The 16540-nt window shown below is 71.7% G+C and carries 15 protein-coding genes; 13 read left to right on the forward strand and 2 right to left on the reverse strand.

Translation table 11 applies throughout. The features are described from left to right. Position 1: 1 nt before the first annotated feature. The 6 genes from ACJX2R_RS36925 (at position 2) to ACJX2R_RS36950 (ending at position 6829) form a co-directional block, all read left to right on the forward strand. Positions 2-787, forward strand: a complete 786-nt coding sequence (locus ACJX2R_RS36925; RefSeq protein WP_413103616.1) for a DUF3710 domain-containing protein — start codon at positions 2-4, stop codon at positions 785-787. Positions 788-1062: 275 nt separating this feature from the next. Continuing rightward, positions 1063-1950 carry a hypothetical protein gene (locus tag ACJX2R_RS36930; protein ID WP_413103617.1) on the forward strand — a complete coding sequence of 296 codons (888 nt, stop codon included), beginning with the start codon at positions 1063-1065 and terminating at the stop codon, positions 1948-1950. 286 nt (positions 1951-2236) lie between these two features. Next, positions 2237-4849 carry a sensor histidine kinase gene (locus tag ACJX2R_RS36935; RefSeq protein WP_262702776.1) on the forward strand — a complete coding sequence of 871 codons (2613 nt, stop codon included), beginning with the start codon at positions 2237-2239 and terminating at the stop codon, positions 4847-4849. After that, the gene (locus ACJX2R_RS36940) at positions 4846-5529 is read left to right on the forward strand and encodes a response regulator (protein ID WP_044569286.1); all 684 of its coding nucleotides are present in this window, start codon (positions 4846-4848) and stop codon (positions 5527-5529) included. The genes ACJX2R_RS36935 and ACJX2R_RS36940 overlap by 4 nt, the downstream gene beginning before the upstream one ends. Before the next feature lie 124 nt (positions 5530-5653). After that, positions 5654-6004: an OB-fold nucleic acid binding domain-containing protein gene (locus tag ACJX2R_RS36945; RefSeq protein ID WP_037962343.1), complete on the forward strand. Its 351-nt coding sequence runs from the start codon at positions 5654-5656 to the stop codon at positions 6002-6004. 3 nt (positions 6005-6007) lie between these two features. Further along, complete coding sequence (locus ACJX2R_RS36950; RefSeq protein WP_413103618.1) at positions 6008-6829, forward strand: DUF3159 domain-containing protein; 822 nt, start codon at positions 6008-6010, stop codon at positions 6827-6829. Between the two features lie 52 nt (positions 6830-6881). Here ACJX2R_RS36950 and ACJX2R_RS36955 read toward each other — a convergent pair whose 3' ends face one another. Beyond that, complete coding sequence (locus tag ACJX2R_RS36955; RefSeq protein ID WP_262702774.1) at positions 6882-7559, reverse strand: potassium channel family protein; 678 nt, start codon at positions 7557-7559, stop codon at positions 6882-6884. After that, complete coding sequence (locus ACJX2R_RS36960; RefSeq protein WP_262702773.1) at positions 7556-8224, reverse strand: potassium channel family protein; 669 nt, start codon at positions 8222-8224, stop codon at positions 7556-7558. The genes ACJX2R_RS36955 and ACJX2R_RS36960 overlap by 4 nt, the downstream gene beginning before the upstream one ends. A 612-nt stretch (positions 8225-8836) precedes the next feature. Here ACJX2R_RS36960 and ACJX2R_RS36965 point away from each other — a divergent pair. The 7 genes from ACJX2R_RS36965 (at position 8837) to ACJX2R_RS36995 (ending at position 16490) form a co-directional block, all read left to right on the forward strand. Then, positions 8837-10369: an ATP-binding protein gene (locus ACJX2R_RS36965; protein ID WP_413103619.1), complete on the forward strand. Its 1533-nt coding sequence runs from the start codon at positions 8837-8839 to the stop codon at positions 10367-10369. Further along, a complete protein-coding gene (locus ACJX2R_RS36970; RefSeq protein ID WP_037962350.1) occupies positions 10366-10794 on the forward strand; it encodes a roadblock/LC7 domain-containing protein in 429 nt (142 codons plus the stop codon). The genes ACJX2R_RS36965 and ACJX2R_RS36970 overlap by 4 nt, the downstream gene beginning before the upstream one ends. After that, positions 10791-11147, forward strand: coding sequence for a DUF742 domain-containing protein (locus ACJX2R_RS36975; RefSeq protein WP_037962352.1), 357 nt, complete (start codon positions 10791-10793; stop codon positions 11145-11147). Before ACJX2R_RS36970 ends, ACJX2R_RS36975 begins: the two co-directional genes overlap by 4 nt. After that, positions 11125-11736 carry a GTP-binding protein gene (locus tag ACJX2R_RS36980; protein WP_262702771.1) on the forward strand — a complete coding sequence of 204 codons (612 nt, stop codon included), beginning with the start codon at positions 11125-11127 and terminating at the stop codon, positions 11734-11736. Before ACJX2R_RS36975 ends, ACJX2R_RS36980 begins: the two co-directional genes overlap by 23 nt. Then, the gene (locus ACJX2R_RS36985) at positions 11733-13205 is read left to right on the forward strand and encodes a cytochrome P450 (protein WP_413103620.1); all 1473 of its coding nucleotides are present in this window, start codon (positions 11733-11735) and stop codon (positions 13203-13205) included. The genes ACJX2R_RS36980 and ACJX2R_RS36985 overlap by 4 nt, the downstream gene beginning before the upstream one ends. Next, positions 13187-14305, forward strand: coding sequence for a cytochrome P450 family protein (locus ACJX2R_RS36990; protein WP_413103621.1), 1119 nt, complete (start codon positions 13187-13189; stop codon positions 14303-14305). Before ACJX2R_RS36985 ends, ACJX2R_RS36990 begins: the two co-directional genes overlap by 19 nt. 88 nt (positions 14306-14393) lie before the next feature. After that, positions 14394-16490, forward strand: a complete 2097-nt coding sequence (locus ACJX2R_RS36995) for an APC family permease (protein ID WP_262702768.1) — start codon at positions 14394-14396, stop codon at positions 16488-16490. The last annotated feature ends 50 nt before the right edge of the window (positions 16491-16540 follow it).

Consider the following 16540-nt stretch of genomic DNA (forward strand, 5'->3'; position numbering starts at 1 on the left):
CGTGTTCGGACGTCGCCGCAAGCGCAGCAAGGAGGACGTCGAGTCGCTCGACGTGACCTCCGACGAGTTGGCCGAGGACGCGGAGGAGGCGGACGGCGCTGAGGACACCGCCGATCCCGTGGAGAGCGAGCGGGTGAGCCTGCCGCCGGCCCCGCGCCCCGAGGGCCCCTGGGACGTGTCCGAGGTGCGCGAGCCCGGCGAGGGCCGGGTGGACCTCGGTGGTCTGTTCGTGCCCGGCGTGGAGGGCATGGAGCTGCGGGTGGAGGTCGCGGGGGACGCGATCGTCGCCGCGACCGTGGTGCTGCGGGACAGCGCCGTGCAGCTCCAGGGGTTCGCCGCGCCCAAGAAGGAAGGCATCTGGGGCGAGGTGCGCGACGAGATCGCCACCGGCATCACCCAGCAGGGCGGGATCGTGGACGAGGTCGAGGGCCCGCTCGGCTGGGAGCTGCGCGCCCAGGTGCCGGTGCAGCTCCCGGACGGCAAGAACGGTGTGCAGGTGGTCCGCTTCGTCGGCGTGGACGGGCCCCGCTGGTTCCTGCGCGGTGTGATCTCCGGGCAGGGCGCGGTGCAGCCCGAGACCGGCAGCCTCCTGGAAGCGATCTTCCGGGACACGGTCGTGGTGCGCGGCGAGGGCCCGATGGCCCCGCGCGACCCGATCGTCCTCAAGCTGCCGGACGACGCGCAGATGGTGCCCGACGGGGTGCAGCAGGACGAGGCGCAGGGCTCGCGGTTCGCGGGCGGCGCCGACCGGCTCCAGCGCGGCCCGGAGATCTCCGAGGTGCGCTGAGCCGCCCTACGGCACGAGAGCTCGCGTACGGCAGCGCGTACGAGAGCTCGCTTACGAGGAGCGCCATGGCCCGGAAGGGGCCCGGGGCAGGGCCCCGGGCCCCTTCGGCATGTTCCGGAGCCCTCCCCCCCGGGTTTTCGAGGTTTTCCGGAACCCGTTGAACACACCCGCCGCACCGGCCGTACTCATGGGCGCGAGACCTTGTGACGCTCCGAGGGGGAGAGGGCGCGTCACGAGAGACACCCCCTGTCCGACCTCAAGAGGTGAGTGATCAGATGTCGCGTGGCCTTCCGTTACTCCACCGCCGGAGAATCCTCCTCTCCGGGGCGATCGGCGGTATCACCTGTGCGGCCGTCGCGGTGGGAGCCGCCATGGCCGGTCAGGACGGCAGCGGCGACGCCAGTGCGTCGACCAAGGCGGCCTCGGCCATCAGCTGCCCCGCCGTCTCCGGTTCCCTGCCGGAGATCCCGGCGGAGGCCCAGGCCGAGGTGGACCGCAACCTCGCGCTGCTGGACACCCAGCTGGCGGAGGCCAACAAGCGGCTCAGCACCAGCCAGGGCGAGGGCGGCCCCAACTTCGTGCAGAACGCCATCCTCGGGCCGCTGGCGGACAAGCGGAAGTCCACCCTGGACCGCATCGCGATCTCCATAGGGCGGCACGCCGAGAAGCCGGCCGGGCTGGACGCGCTCGCCGAGTGCACGCTGTCGGACGGCGGGGCGGGAGCGGGCTCCGACACCGGCGCGGGCGGCGAGGCGGGCGGCGCGGCGAGCCCGACCGCCGCCGCCTCCCAGCCCGCGGACGAGCAGGGCGGGGGAGCCGACCAGGGCGGGCAGGAGCAGGGCGGCGGGGCCGGCGCGGGCTCCGGCCAGACGATCAGCTGCCCCGATGTCGCCTCCGGGATCGGCGACGTACCGGCCGCCGCCCAGGCCGAGGTGGACCGCAATGTCGCGCTGCTCCAGACCCAGCTCGACGAGGCCAACAAGCGGCTGGCCTCCTCCGCGGGCGAGGGCGGCCCCAACTTCGTACAGAACGCGATCCTCGGCCCGCTGAAGGACAAGCGCGCCTCGACGATCGACCGCATCGAACTCTCGATCTCCCGCCAGGGCTCGACCGCCCCCTCCGGTCTTGACGCCTTGGCGGGCTGCTCGCTCGCGTCCGGCTGAGCCGACGGCGTAAGGCCCGGCCCGATGTGAGCGTCTACCGGTGGGCCGTACTCTTCTCTGCGGAGTACGGCCCACCGGCTTTTCCCGGGGCCCGCCCCGAGGTGTCGGGCGTCGCCCCGGGGTGTTCGGCGCCGCGCGTCAGAGACGCGTCAAGAGGGCGCCGCCGGCCGTAAGGGAGGCGTCAAGGGACGGCCGGTCCGGCCGGGAGCGGGGTTTGCTCGACGGGTATCGCCCGCCGGAGCCTCGCCGAGCGCTCAGGCTCCGTCCAACAGGGAAAATTAGGGGCATGGGACGCGGAAAGTTGCGGATTTACCTCGGTGCGGCACCGGGCGTCGGCAAGACCTACGCGATGCTCTCCGAGGGGCACCGCCGGGTCGAGCGGGGCACGGACCTCGTGGTCGGCTTCGTGGAGCACCACGGCCGCCGGCGCACCCAGGTGATGATGCACGGGCTCGAGGAGGTGCCCCGCCGGGAGCTGGAGTACCGGGGGTCCACCTTCAGCGAGATGGACGTGGACGCGGTGCTGGCGCGCCGCCCCGCCGTCGCGCTCGTCGACGAACTCGCCCACACCAACGTCCCCGGCTGCCGGAACGAGAAGCGCTGGCAGGACGTCGAGGAGCTGCTGCGGGCGGGCGTCGACGTCGTCTCCACCGTCAACATCCAGCACCTGGAGTCGCTGGGGGACGTGGTCGAGTCGATCACGGGGGTGCGCCAGCGGGAGACCGTCCCGGACGAGGTGGTGCGCCGGGCCGACCAGATCGAGCTGGTCGACATGTCGCCCCAGGCGCTGCGCCGCCGCATGGCGCACGGCAACATCTACGCGCCCGACAAGGTCGACGCCGCGCTCTCGAACTACTTCCGGCCCGGGAACCTGACCGCGCTGCGCGAGCTGGCCCTGCTGTGGACCGCCGACCGGGTGGACGAATACCTCCAGCAGTACCGCGACGAGCACTCCATCCGCTCCACCTGGCAGGCGCGTGAGCGCATCGTCGTCGGGCTGACCGGCGGCCCGGAGGGGCGGACGCTGATCCGCCGGGCGGCCCGGATGGCGGCCAAGGGCTCCGGCAGCGAGATCCTCGCCGTCTACATCGCCCGCAGCGACGGTCTGACCTCGGCGTCCCCCAAGGAGCTGGCGGTCCAGCGCACCCTCGTCGAAGACCTCGGGGGCACCTTCCACCACGTCATAGGGGAGGACATCCCCCGGGCGCTGCTGGAGTTCGCCCGCGGGGTCAACGCGACCCAGATCGTGCTCGGCTCCAGCCGCCGCAAGACCTGGCAGTACATGTTCGGACCCGGGGTGGGCGCCACCGTCGCCCGGGAGTCAGGGCCCGACTTGGACGTCCACATCGTCACCCACGACGAGGTCGCCAAGGGCCGCGGGCTGCCGGTCGCGCGCGGCGCCCGGCTCGGCCGCTCCCGGCTGATCGCGGGCTGGGTGGTCGGGGTGGCCGGACCGGCCCTGCTCACGCTGCTGCTCACCGCCACCGGCGCCACCCTCGCCTCCGAGGCCGGGCCCGGGTTCGCCAACGAGGTACTGCTGTTCCTGTTCCTCAATGTGCTGGCCGCCCTGCTGGGCGGCATGGTGCCCGCGCTCGCCTCGGCGGCCGTCGGATCGCTGCTGCTCAACTACTACTTCACCCCGCCCACCCACACCCTGACCATCGCCGACCCCGAGAACATCGTCGCCATAGCGATCTTCGTGGCGGTGGCGGTCTGTGTGGCCTCCGTGGTGGACCTCGCCGCCCGCCGCACCCATCAGGCCGCCCGGCTGCGCGCCGAGTCCGAGATACTGTCCTTCCTCGCGGGCAGCGTGCTGCGCGGCGAGACCAGCCTGGAGGCGCTGCTGGAGCGGGTCCGCGAGACGTTCGCCATGGACTCCGTCGCGTTGCTGGAGCGGGAGAGCGACGTCGCCCCCTGGACCTGCGCGGGCAGCGTCGGCGGCCACGGCGGCACCCCGCCGCCCGAGCGGCCCGAGGACGCGGAGGTGGACATGCCGGTCGGCGACCATATGGCGCTCGCGCTCTCCGGCCGGGTCCTGCCCGCCGAGGACCGCCGGGTGCTCGCCGCCTTCGCCGCCCAGGCCGCCGTCGTCCTCGACCGGCAGCGGCTGGCCCAGGAGGCCGGGCAGGCCCGTGAGCTGGCCGAGGGGAACCGCATCCGCACCGCGCTGCTCGCCGCCGTCAGCCACGACCTGCGCACCCCGCTCGCGGCCATCAAGGCGGCCGTGAGCTCCCTGCGCTCCGATGACGTGGCCTGGTCGGCGGAGGACGAGGCCGAGCTGCTGGAGGGCATCGAGAGCGGCGCCGACCGGCTGGACCACCTGGTGGGCAACCTCCTGGACATGTCCCGGCTACAGACCGGCACCGTCACCCCGCTGATCCGGGAGGTCGACCTGGACGAGGTGGTGCCGATGGCGCTCGTCGGCGTCCCCGAGGCCGACGTCGCCCTCGACATCCCCGAGGAGCTGCCGATGGTCGCGGTCGACCCCGGGCTGCTGGAGCGCGCCGTGGCCAACATCGTGGAGAACGCGGTGAAGTACAGCCCGCCGGACCGCCCCGTTCTGGTCTCCGCGAGCGCCCTCGGCGACCGGGTGGAGCTGCGCGTCGCCGACGGCGGGCCGGGCGTGCCGGACAGCGAGAAGGACCGTATCTTCGAGCCCTTCCAGCGGTACGGGGACGCCCCGCGCGGCGCCGGGGTCGGCCTCGGGCTCGCCGTCGCCCGCGGCTTCGCCGAGGCCATGGGCGGGCGGCTGACCGCCGAGGACACCCCCGGCGGCGGGATGACCATGGTGCTCACGCTGGGTGTGGCCCGAGACCGCCCGCCGGCCGCGCCCGGCCTCCCGGTCCAGGTCGGCTCCACGTCAGGCACGACAGAGCAGAAAGGCAGGCCCGCCAGATGAACCGGGTGCTCGTGGTGGACGACGAGCCGCAGATCGTGCGCGCCCTCGTGATCAACCTGAAGGCCCGCAAGTACGAGGTGGACGCGGCCTCGGACGGCGCCACCGCACTCCGGCTCGCCGCCGCCCGCCACCCCGATGTGATCGTGCTCGACCTCGGCCTGCCCGATATGGACGGGGTGGAGGTGATCAGGGGGCTCCGGGGCTGGACCCGGGTGCCGATCCTGGTGCTCTCCGCCCGTCAGACCTCGGACGAGAAGGTCGAGGCGCTCGACGCCGGGGCGGACGACTACGTCACCAAGCCGTTCGGCATGGACGAGCTGCTCGCCCGGCTGCGCGCGGCCGTCCGCCGCGCCGAGCCGGTCGGGCGGCCGGAGGACTCGGTGGTGGTGGAGACCGACGTGTTCACCGTCGACCTGGCCGCCAAGAAGGCCCATCGCGACGGCCGCGATGTGCGGCTGACCCCCACCGAATGGCATCTGCTGGAGGTCCTGGTGCGCAACGCCGGCCGCCTGGTCAGCCAGAAGCAGCTGCTCCAGGAGGTCTGGGGCCCCTCGTACGGCACCGAGAGCAACTACCTGCGGGTGTATATGGCGCAGCTGCGCCGCAAGCTGGAGGCCGACCCCTCCCATCCGCGCCACTTCGTCACCGAGCCGGGTATGGGGTACCGGTTCGAGCGATGAGCGCGGGGACGGCGTTTCGGCGATGGCTCACCGGTACGCTGGCTGTATGAGTTCCGTACGCCACCCCTCCGACGGGGCCGACAGGGGAGACAGGTCCGAGAAACCGGCCGGCCGGTTCCGGCGGATGCTGGACCGGCTGTCGAGCTCCCAGGAGGAGCTGCACTCCGCCGAGTTGCAGCAGGACGCGGAGGCCGCGGGCTGCACCAAGATCGGCGACTGCGGTGACCGTCAGATCGTCAAGGTGACGGGCACGCTGCGCACGGTGACCCTCAGACCGCGGGCCGGAGTTCCCGCGCTGGAGGCGGAGCTCTTCGACGGCACCGCCGCGCTGGACGTGGTGTGGCTGGGCCGTCGCTCGATCATCGGGATAGAACCGGGGCGCAAGCTGATCGCCTCGGGCCGGATCTCCATGAGCCATGGGCGCCGGGTGCTGTTCAATCCGAAGTACGAACTCCGACCGCTCGGACAGGAGTAGCCGGTGACGCCAGACGACAAGACGCCCCCGACCGGGCACCGACGCACCGCCGCCGACAGCAGGGCGGCGGCGGACACCGCGCTCCTGGAGGCGTTCGGCGGGGTGCGGGGCATGGTGGACACCACCGTCCCCGGTCTGGTCTTCGTCCTGCTGTATACGATCAAGCGGGACATCCACCTCGCCGCGATCGCCGCGCTCGGCCTCACCGTGCTGCTCGGGCTCGCCCGGCTGGTGCGCAAGGAGACGCTGAAGCACGCCTTCAGCGGGGTCTTCGGGGTCGCGTTCGGCGCGATCTTCGCGATGATGTCCGGCGACGCGAAGAACTTCTATCTGCCGGGCATGCTCTACACCCTGGGCCTGGCGATCGCCTACATCCTCTCGGCGATCTTCCGCTTCCCACTGATCGGGGTGCTGCTCGGGCCGATGCTGAAGGAGAACCTCTCCTGGCGCACCCGCAACCCCGGCCGGTTCCGCGCCTACACCCGCTCCACCTGGGCGTGGGGGCTGATCCTGCTGGCCAAGTCGGCGGTGCTGTTCCCGCTGTACTGGTGGGGGGACGCCACCCAGCTCGGCTGGGTCAAGGTCGCGCTCGGCATTCCGCCGTTCCTGCTCTGCGTCTATCTGACCTGGATCTTCCTGGCCAAGGCCCCGCCGCCGATCGATGTCATCGCGGAGATGGAGGCGGAGGAGAAGGCCGAGCGGGACCGGGAGCGGGCGAAGGCCGAGGCCGACAAGATCGCCGACCCGCTGCTCTCGGAGTGGACCGGCCAGATCGTGTCCGAGGCCCGAACCGAATCCGCCGACCGGCAGCCGCCCCGGCGCTGAGACCCGCCGTCCTGGGCTCCCGAGCCGGGAGCCCAGGACGGGAGTTCACGGCCTAACCGGCGGCGCCCTGCCGCTGGACGGACAGCAGCTGCTCCAGCTGCTCCTCGCGCGCCTGAGCCGCGACGAACAGCAGTTCGTCCCCGGCCTCCAGCACATCGTCCTTGTTCGGGGTCAGTACGCGGGTGCCGCGGATGATGGTGACCAGCGTGGTGTCCTCGGGCCACTCCACATCGCCGACCCGGGTGCCCACCAGCGCCGCCTCCGGCGGCAGCGTCAGCTCCACCAGGTTGGCGTCGCCGTGGCTGAAGCGGAGCAGCCGCACCAGGTCGCCGACGCTCACCGCCTCCTCGACCAGCGCCGACATCAGACGCGGAGTGGAGACGGCCACGTCGACGCCCCACGCCTCGTTGAACAGCCACTCGTTCTTGGGGTTGTTGACCCGGGCGACCACCCGGGGCACCCCGTACTCGGTCTTGGCGAGCAGCGAGACGACGAGGTTGACCTTGTCGTCACCGGTGGCCGCGATGACCACGTTGCAGCGCTGAAGTGCCGCCTCGTCCAGCGAGGTGATCTCGCACGCGTCGGCCAGCAGCCACTCGGCCTGCGGCACCCGCTCCACCGAGATGGCGGTCGGCGCCTTGTCGATGAGGAGCACCTCGTGCCCGTTCTCCAGCAGCTCGCTCGCGATGGAACGCCCCACGGCGCCCGCACCGGCAATGGCAACTCTCATCGGTTGGCCTCCTCGGGGCCCTTTTCGAACGCCGCCTCGACCTTCTCGACCTCGTCGGTGCGCATCATCACATGCACCAGGTCGCCCTCCTGGAGCACCGTCCCGGAGGTCGGCAGCATCGCCTCGCCGAGCCGGGTGAGGAACGCGACCCGCACACCGGTCTCCTCCTGGAGGGCGCTGACCTTGTGGCCCACCCACGAGGGGGAGATGTGCACCTCGGCCAGCTGGACCCCGCCACTGGGGTCCCGCCACAGCGGCTCCGCGCCGGACGGCAGCAGCCGCCGCAGCATCTGGTCGGCGGTCCAGCGCACCGTGGCCACGGTCGGGATGCCGAGGCGCTGGTAGACCTCGGCGCGGCGGGGGTCGTAGATCCGGGCCGCCACGTTCTCCACGCCGAACATCTCGCGGGCCACCCGGGCCGCGATGATGTTGGAGTTGTCGCCGCTGCTGACTGCGGCGAAGGCCCCGGCCTCCTCGATGCCCGCCTCGCGCAGGGTGTCCTGGTCGAAGCCGACGCCGGTCACCCGGCGTCCGCCGAAGCCCGCGCCGAGGCGGCGGAAGGCGGTGGGGTCCTGGTCGACGACCGCGACCGTGTGCCCCTGTTGCTCCAGGGTCTGGGCGAGGGCCGCGCCCACCCGGCCACAGCCCATGATCACGATATGCATGCGTCCTACCCCGCACTCCTGATGACCGTGCCGACCTGCGCAAACACCCTGCTCACATCTTCCTTCCAGGACTTACGGGGCGACAGCGGGGCGGGACCCCGATGCCGGTGCCCGGGGACGACGGGAGTCGGCCGCCGCGGCACCTGTCCCCACCGTATCCGTACCGGCGGCCGACTCCCCCGTCCGCGCGCGACGGTCCGGGATCGAAGGTGGTGACGTACGACATAGCGCGAAAGTTCCCACGGTGATCGGTGATGGCGGGAGGTGGCCGAAGGTGATCGCGGACATGCCGGGAGTAAAGAGGTAACGATCATTTCCGGTTGCGGATGGAGAGTGAAAAGGCTGTTGGTGATCAGCCGTGACCACTACGGTGGGCCCGGGTTACGGCGCTCCTCGGGTGGTCGCGACCCTTCATCTTCGTCTGAAATCCCGGATCTTCACCGAGACCACATGACAAATGGCCAGTGATCGCCGCTGGTTCGAACTTTGTCACGGGTGTCGGACGCTAGGTCACGACATGGCTAAGATGATCGTCGTATTCCGTTTCCGGACGGGACATCAGGGCTCTGAACGTTCCTTCCGCGCCCGCGCTTCCCCTGCACGAGGTTCCTGATGACTGATCACATATCGGAGGCGGTGAGCTGGTGTCTGGCCGCCGCGCTTCTCGTCGTCCTGGTGCTTCTGATCCGCCAGCGGCAGATCACCGCCGGAGTCCGCAGGCGCAACGCCACGCTCGAGGACAGCCTGCGCGTCCGTGACGAGGAGGTGCGCCACCTCGTCGACGTGCGCCTCCCCTCGATCGCCGACGCGCTGAGCCAGCCCGGCCCGCTGCCGGGCCTGCGCGACGAGAAGCTGGCCGGTACGGCCTTCGCGCAGAGTCTGCACTCCGTCATGGAGCAGTTCACCCGGGCGGTGGACAAGGCACAGTCGCGCGCCGACGCCTCCGCCAAGGCGGCGCTCAAGGCATCCATGCGAGCCGTCCAGGGACTCGCCAACGAACAGCAGGTCTCCATCTCCGAGATGCAGGAGCGGCACGACAACCCCGATGTGCTGCGGGACCTGCTGGAGATCGACCACGCCAACGCCCAGTTCGGCCGGCGCGCCCAAGCCATCGCGGTGCTCTGCGGCTCCTGGCCCGGCCGCCAGCGCCTGGCCTCCTCGCTGACCGATGTGGTCCGCGGCGCCAAGTCGCGCATCCGCGACTACCAGCGCGTTCAGGTGCACGCCCTGATCGACGTCGCCGTGGTGAGCCGGGCCGTGGAGCCCGCCGTTCTCGCGGTCGCCGAACTGCTGGACAACGCCGCCCGCCACTCGCAGCCCAACACCTCGGTGGAGGTCAGCCTCCAGCCGGTGCACAACGGGGCCTGCATCGTGATCGACGACGCCGGTGTGGGCATGGACGGCCTGGAGGTCCAGCGGGCCGCCAACCTGCTCTCCGGCCAGCGCGCCGTGGACGTCTCCCGGCTCGGCGACCCGCCGCAGTTCGGCTTCGCCGTGGTGGGCCTGCTGGCCGCGCGGTACGGCTTCAGCGTCTCGGTGGACACCCGGTCCCCGTACGGCGGTGTGCGCGCCGTGCTGTTCCTGCCGACCGAGCTGCTCACCCATGTCGACCCCGACGAGCGGCCGGGCACCGCCGGGCAGGACCCCGAGGGCGCCGAGCCGCTGCACACCCTGCCCTCCCGCCGGACCCGTCCCCCCAGGAGAGCGCCGCACGCGCCGACCGTCCCGGCCCAGGCGCAGGAGCCGTCCCCGATCCCGCACCAGGCCCCGGCCCCGCACCAGGCACCGATCCCGCACCAGGCCCAGCCCCCGGCACCGGCCCCCGCGGCGTCCGCCCCGGAACCGGCACCCGCCCCGGCGCCCCAGCCGTCCCCCGACAGCGAGGCCACCCGGGTGTACGGCACCACGGCGGGCGGTCTGCCCAAGCGCCGCCGCCGGGAGGCCGCCGCCACCCCGCCGCCCGGCGACTGGACCACCGGCGCCGGGCAGACCGGCGCCGCCGACCCCGACACGGGCGCGTTCCGCGTGCGGTCGGCGAAGGAAACCGCTTCGCGGATGGGCGCGTTCGCCCGCGGCACCCGCTCCGGCCGTTCCGCAACCCAGGACTCCGCCCCTCACCATGACGAAGGGAATCGCCAGGCATGAACGACCATCTCAACAACGAGCTCGGCTGGATGCTCGACGAGGTCGTCAAGATGCCGGAGGCGCGGCACGCGATCCTGCTCTCCGCGGACGGGATGCTCCGGGCACACTCCCAGGGCATCGCGCGCGACGAGGCCGAGCGCCAGGCCGCCGCACTCTCCGGGCTTCAGTCGATCAGCCGCTCCACCTCCGAGTTCTGTGATCCGCACGAGACGCCCTGGCAGCAGACGCTCGTCGAGTTCGTCGGCGGGTACGTCTTCCTGATCGCCGCCGGGCCCGGTGCGTATCTGGCGGTCTCGGCCACCGAGGCGGTGGACATGGAGGCGGTCAGCTACCGGATGCAGAAACTCGTCGACCGGCTCGGCAAGGAGCTCACCAGCCCGCCGAGGCAGGGCCTCCCGCGGCAGGGGATCGGCAGTCACGCATGAGCCCGGGGAGGCGCGAACGAGGATTGGTACGGCCGTATGTCGTGACCGACGGCCGTGCCTACCCGACTCGTAACACCTTCGACCTGGTGACCCTGGTCATGGCCCACCCCGACCGGCCGCTCACCGGGCTCAGCCCGGAGAAGCGGCGGGTCATGGAGCTGTGTCTGGGCGGGGCGCTCTCGGTGGCCGAGGTCGCCGGGTATCTGGAGCTGCCCGTCAGCGTCACCAAGGTCCTGCTCGGCGACCTCGTGGACAGCGGCCACATCAGCGCGCGGGCCCCCATCCCGCCCGCCGAACTCCCCGAGGTCCAGCTGCTCCAGGAGGTGCTGGATGGACTCCGCGCTCGCCTCTGACCAGGCGGCCTATCTCCCGGCCACGGTGCGGGTGGCGGCGAAGATCCTGGTCGTCGGGCACTTCGCGGTCGGCAAGACGACCTATGTGAGCTCGCTGTCGGAGATCCGGCCGCTGCGCACCGAGGAGACGATGACCGAGGCCGGTGCGCTCACCGACGATCTGCGGGGCACCGAGGACAAGACGACCACCACCGTCGCCATGGACTTCGGCCGGCTCACCCTCAGCGAGTCCCTGGTGCTCTATCTGTTCGGCACGCCGGGGCAGCAGCGCTTCACCCGGCTGTGGCGGGACATGACGCTCGGGGCGCTGGGCGCGCTGGTGCTGGCCGACACCCGGCGGCTGGAGCAGTCCTTCCCGGTGATGGCCGTCCTGGAGGAGCACGGACTGCCGTACGCCGTCGCCGTCAACCACTTCGAGGGCGCTCCCCGCTTCGCCGAGCCGGAGGTCCGGGAGGCCCTCGATCTGCTTCCGGAGACGCCCCTGGTGACCTGCGACGCCCGGGACCGGGTCTCCTCCACCCACGCGCTGATCGCCCTCGTCCAGTACCTACAGGCCCGCCAGACCCGTAGTTCTCAGGAGATTGTGTGACCAACAGTCCAGCCGCCGGACCCGTTCCGCCGCCCGGCTGCCCCGCGCACGCCGCCCCCGCCGAGGCCGGGGGCGCCACCGGGTCCCGCGCCGCCATACCGATGTACGGTCAGGAATTCGCCGACGACCCGCACGGCGCCTATGCGCGGATGCGCGCCACCTTCGGGCCGATCGCGCCGGTCGAGCTGTCGCCGGGGGTGTACGCCTCGCTGGTCACCAGCTATCAGCTCGGCCTGGAGATCCTGCGCGACACCGAGCGGTTCGCCAAGGACCCGCGCGGCTGGCGGGCGATGCAGGACGGCACCGTGGGGCTGGACAACCCGATCGCGCCGATGATGATGTACCGGCCGAACGCGCTGTTCAGCGACGGGGAGGCACACGCCCGGCTGCGCGGGGCGATCACCGACAGCCTGGACCGGGTGGATCCGCACGCCCTCAGCGAGTACGTCGAGCGCAGCGCGGAGACGCTGATCGACGCCTTCGCCTCCCGGGGCCAGGCCGATCTGATCACCGAGTACGCGTCGGTGCTCCCGCTGTTGGTCTTCAACCAGCTCTTCGGTGCCCGCCCGGCGGACGGGCCGAGGCTGGTCGAGACGATGATGAAGCTCTTCGACAGCGGCGAGGACGCGGCGGCGGCCAACGACGAGCTGCTGCGGTGGATCTCCGGGCTGGTGGGGGAGAAGCGCGAGCAGCTCGCCGCCGACGTCACCTCCTGGCTGATCGCGCACCCCTCGCAGCTCTCCGACGACGAGCTGATGCAACAGATCATCCTGCTGATGGCGGCCGGTACCGACCCCCAGCAGAACCTGATCGCCAACGCGCTGCGCCTGCTGCTGTCGGACGACCGCTTCGCCGGTGAGCTGTCCGGCGGCAGCATGCCCGTCCAGGACGCCCTGGACGAGGTGCTCTGGAACGATCCGCCGATGGCCAACTACGGCACCCGCTTCCCCCGGTACGACTGCGAGGTGGCGGGCGTACGGCTGCGCAAGGGCGACCCGGTGCTCATCAGCTACGCGGCGGCCAACCACGAGGCCGCCCTGGCCTCCGACCGGCGCTCCGGCAACCGGGCCCATCTGGCCTGGAGCGCGGGCGCCCACCGCTGCCCCGCCGAGCGGCCCGCCCGGGTGATCGCCTCCGTGGCCATCGAGCGGCTGCTGGACCGCCTCCCGGACATGGAACTGGCGGTCCCCGCCGAGCGGCTGACCTGGCGGACCGGACCCTTCCACCGTGCCCTGGCCGCCCTGCCGGTGCGCTTCCCCGCCCAGGCGGCGGCTCAGGCCGAGCCGTTCGCGGCGTCCGTGTCCAAGTCGGCCCCATTCGACGAGAGCCCTGGAGGCAGCCAGTGGAACCCCGTCCCATCGTCCTCGACCCCACCGGCCGCGACATCGTCGGAGAAGCAGCCCGAGTCGCAGCAGGCGGCGAGGCGACGCTTGTTGAGCTTCCTGACGGCGTGGTGGCGTGGGCAATAACCCGCCAGCGCACGCTCAAACAGCTGCTGACCGACCCCCGGGTCTCCAAGGACCCCCGGCAGCACTGGCCCGCGTGGCAAAACGGTGAGATCTCGCCCGAGTGGCCGCTGATCACCTGGGTCGCCGTGGAGAACATGTTCACGGCCTACGGCGGTGAGCACCGGCGGCTGCGCACCCTGGTCTCCAAGGCGTTCACCGCCCGGCGCACCTCCGCCCTGCGGCCGCGCATCGAGGAGATCTGCGCCAGGCTCCTGGACGACCTGGCCGCCGCAGGGCCGGGCGAGGTGGTCGACCTGCGCGAGGGGTACGCGTACCCGCTGCCCATCCAGGTGATCTCCGAGCTGTTCGGGCTCGAGGACGAGAACCTGCGCGAGCGGATGCGCCGGGTCGTGGACAGCATCTTCCACACCTCCGCCTCCGCCGAGGAGGTCACCGCCACCTACGGCGAGATGTACGCCGTCCTCGGCGAGCTGGTGGCCACCAAGCGCGAGAAGCCAGGCGACGACCTGACCAGCGGGCTGATCGCGGTGCGGGAGGAGGAGAGCGACTCCAGGCTCAGCGAGAAGGAGCTGACCGACACCCTCGCCCTGTTCCTCTCGGCCGGTCACGAGACCACGGTCAACCTCCTGGACAACGCCATCCATGCGCTGCTCACCCGGCCCGAGCAGCTCGAACACGTCCGGGCGGGCCGGGCCACCTGGGACGATGTGATCGAGGAGACACTGCGGCACTCGGCCCCGGTCGCCAACCTGCCGCTGCGCTACGCGGTGGAGGACATCGAGCTGGACGGCGGAGTGGTGCTGCGCAAGGGCGACGCCATCCTGGCCGCCTACGCCGCCGCCGGACGCGACCCGGAGGTGCACGGCGGGGACGCGGACGCCTTCGACGTGACCCGGCAGCTCAAGAGCCATCTGGCGTTCGGCCACGGCGTCCACCTGTGCGTCGGCGCCCCGCTGGGGCGGCTGGAGGCCGCGATCGCGCTCCCGGCGCTCTTCGACCGCTTCCCCGGGCTCACGCTCGCGTCCGGGCAGGACCCGCTGGAGCCGGTGGAGTCCTTCATTTCCAACGGCCACCGCACCCTGCCCGCGCGGCTGGCCTGACCGCCCGGGGGTTCGTGCCCCCGCCCGCCCCTTTTCCCAGGGGTGGGCGGGTGGGCGGCGGCCCGGGCTACCCCTTACGATCCTCAGCGTGTCCAAACTGACCGACCTCCCGAAACGGATCCTGATCGGGCGGGCGCTGCGCAGCGACAAGCTCGGGGAGACCCTCCTCCCGAAGCGCATCGCGCTCCCCGTCTTCGCGTCCGACCCCCTGTCCTCCGTCGCGTACGCGCCGGGGCAGGTGATGATCGTTCTGTCCGTGGCGGGTGCGTCGGCCTACCACTACAGCCCATGGATCACGATCGCCATCGTCGTGCTGATGTTCACGGTGGTCGCCTCGTACCGCCAGAACGTCCACGCGTACCCCAGCGGAGGCGGTGACTACGAGGTCGCCACCACCAACCTCGGCCCCAAGGCCGGGCTGACCGTCGCCAGCGCCCTGCTGGTCGACTACGTCCTCACGGTGGCGGTGTCGATCTCCTCCGGTGTGGAGAACCTCGGCTCGGCCGTCCCCTTCTTCGTCGAGAACAAGACGCTCTGCGCGGTCGGGATCATTCTGCTGCTGACGCTGATGAACCTGCGGGGCGTACGGGAGTCGGGCAAGCTCTTCGCGATCCCCACCTATGTCTTCGTCGGCGGCGTCTTCGCGATGATCCTCTGGGGCGCCTACCGCGGGCTGGTCCTGGGCGACGACATGAAGGCCCCCACCGCGGGCTACGAGGTGCACGCCGAGCAGACCGGGCTGGCGGGCTTCGCGCTGATCTTCCTGCTGCTGCGCGCGTTCTCCGACGGCTGCGCCGCCCTGACCGGTGTCGAGGCGATCAGCAACGGCGTGCCCGCGTTCCGCAAGCCCAAGAGCCGTAACGCGGCGACGACGCTGGCGCTGATGGGCGGCCTCGCCGTGGCCATGTTCGTCGGCATCATCACCCTCGCCCTGGCCACCGACGTCAAGATGGCCGAGAACCCGGCGCACGACCTGCTGAAGAACGGGACACCGCTCGGCGCCGACTACACCCAGAACCCGGTGATCTCGCAGGTGGCGGCCGCGGTCTTCGGCGACGGCTCGTTCTTCTTCGTGGTGCTGGCCGGGGCCACCGCGCTGGTGCTGTTCCTCGCCGCCAACACCGCGTACAACGGCTTCCCGCTGCTCGGCTCGATCCTGGCCCAGGACCGCTATCTGCCCCGCCAGCTGCACACCCGCGGCGACCGGCTCGCCTTCTCCAACGGGATCGTGCTGCTGGCCTCGGCCGCCGCGGTCCTGGTCTACCTCTACGGGGCCGACTCCACCCGGCTGATCCAGCTCTACATCGTCGGTGTCTTCGTCTCGTTCACCCTCAGCCAGACCGGCATGGTGCGGCACTGGAACCGCCATCTGGCCACCGAGCGGAACCCCAACACCCGCCGCCGCATGATCCGCGCCCGCGCGATCAACACCTTCGGGGCCTTCTTCACCGGTCTGGTGCTGGTCGTGGTGCTGCTGACGAAGTTCACCCACGGCGCCTGGGTCGCCCTGCTCGGCATGGTCATCTTCTACGTCACCATGACGGCCATCAGGCGCCACTACGACGGCGTCTCCGAGGAGCTGGCGGCGGCCACCGAACAGCTCGACGAGGAGGAGGTGCGCCCCTCCCGGGTGCACTCCATCGTCCTGGTCTCCAAGGTCCACAAGCCGACGCTGCGCGCCCTGGCCTACGCCAAGCTGATGCGCTCCCACCGGCTGGAGGCGCTGAGCATCAACGTGGACCCCGCCGAGACCAAGGCGCTCCAGACGGTGTGGCACGAGCGCGGCATAGACGTGCCGCTCAAGATCCTCGACTCGCCCTACCGCGAGATCACCCGGCCGGTCATCGACTACGTCAAGAGCCTGCGCCGGGAGAGCCCGCGCGATGTGGTCTCCGTCTTCATCCCCGAGTACGTGGTCGGCCGCTGGTACGAGCATCTGCTGCACAACCAGAGCGCGCTGCGGCTCAAGGGGCGGCTGCTGTTCACCCCGGGCGTCATGGTGACCTCCGTGCCGTGGCAGCTGGACTCCTCCGAGCTGGCCCGGAAGCGGGCCCGCAAGCGGGCCGAGTGGAGCGCGCCGGGTGCGGTGCGGCGCGGCCCGGTGATCCCGCCCAAGCGGGAGAGGGGCGAGAAGGGGCCGAAGGGCGAGCAGCCGGGCGTCACCTCGCAGGTGCCGGGACGCTAGGCCCGGGGGCCCGGGGGCCCGGGGGCCCAGGGGCCCAGGGGCCCAGGGTC

The sequence above is a fragment of the Streptomyces sp. Inha503 genome (assembly GCF_047215865.1).
Classification (GTDB): domain Bacteria; phylum Actinomycetota; class Actinomycetes; order Streptomycetales; family Streptomycetaceae; genus Streptomyces; species Streptomyces lycopersici.

Excerpts from the sequence above, each read along its gene's own strand:
- ACJX2R_RS36930 (WP_413103617.1), top strand. The coding sequence starts at position 1,063 with ATGTCGCGTGGCCTTCCGTTACTCCACCGCCGGAGAATCCTCCTCTCC.
- ACJX2R_RS36935 (WP_262702776.1), top strand. The coding sequence starts at position 2,237 with ATGGGACGCGGAAAGTTGCGGATTTACCTCGGTGCGGCACCGGGCGTC.
- ACJX2R_RS36940 (WP_044569286.1), top strand. The coding sequence starts at position 4,846 with ATGAACCGGGTGCTCGTGGTGGACGACGAGCCGCAGATCGTGCGCGCC.
- ACJX2R_RS36945 (WP_037962343.1), top strand. The coding sequence starts at position 5,654 with ATGCTGGACCGGCTGTCGAGCTCCCAGGAGGAGCTGCACTCCGCCGAG.
- ACJX2R_RS36955 (WP_262702774.1), bottom strand. The coding sequence starts at position 7,559 with ATGAGAGTTGCCATTGCCGGTGCGGGCGCCGTGGGGCGTTCCATCGCG.
- ACJX2R_RS36960 (WP_262702773.1), bottom strand. The coding sequence starts at position 8,224 with ATGCATATCGTGATCATGGGCTGTGGCCGGGTGGGCGCGGCCCTCGCC.
- ACJX2R_RS36965 (WP_413103619.1), top strand. The coding sequence starts at position 8,837 with ATGACTGATCACATATCGGAGGCGGTGAGCTGGTGTCTGGCCGCCGCG.
- ACJX2R_RS36970 (WP_037962350.1), top strand. The coding sequence starts at position 10,366 with ATGAACGACCATCTCAACAACGAGCTCGGCTGGATGCTCGACGAGGTC.
- ACJX2R_RS36975 (WP_037962352.1), top strand. The coding sequence starts at position 10,791 with ATGAGCCCGGGGAGGCGCGAACGAGGATTGGTACGGCCGTATGTCGTG.
- ACJX2R_RS36980 (WP_262702771.1), top strand. The coding sequence starts at position 11,125 with ATGGACTCCGCGCTCGCCTCTGACCAGGCGGCCTATCTCCCGGCCACG.